Genomic DNA, 262 nt, shown 5'->3' on the forward strand with positions numbered 1-262 from the left:
GCCCTGGCCGATACCGCGGCCGAGCGAGCTCATCATCGTGAGCATGTCGAAGTCGCCCGTCGCGATCTTGTCGAACACCTTCGTCGCGACGCCCGCGAAGAACGCGTCGGCCATCTGCTGCGACTCGTAGTCGCCCCAGCGCGAGTACACGTCGCTCAGCAGCAGCTGCACGGCGTTGGCGCTTGTCAGCGTGTCACCGGTCTCTTCGATCGTGATGGGCCCGGTCGCGTCGAGGATGTAGCTGAGCGCGATCGGGTCGATC

General features: G+C 65.6%; 1 protein-coding gene. It reads right to left on the reverse strand.

Annotated elements, in window-relative coordinates:
• Positions 1-262 (reverse strand): DUF4012 domain-containing protein (locus SB754_RS20965; protein ID WP_410784278.1); only part of this gene is annotated, 262 nt, incomplete at both ends.

Origin of the sequence: Leifsonia sp. SIMBA_070, from assembly GCF_046534635.1 — a bacterium.
Classification (GTDB): Bacteria; Actinomycetota; Actinomycetes; order Actinomycetales; family Microbacteriaceae; genus Leifsonia.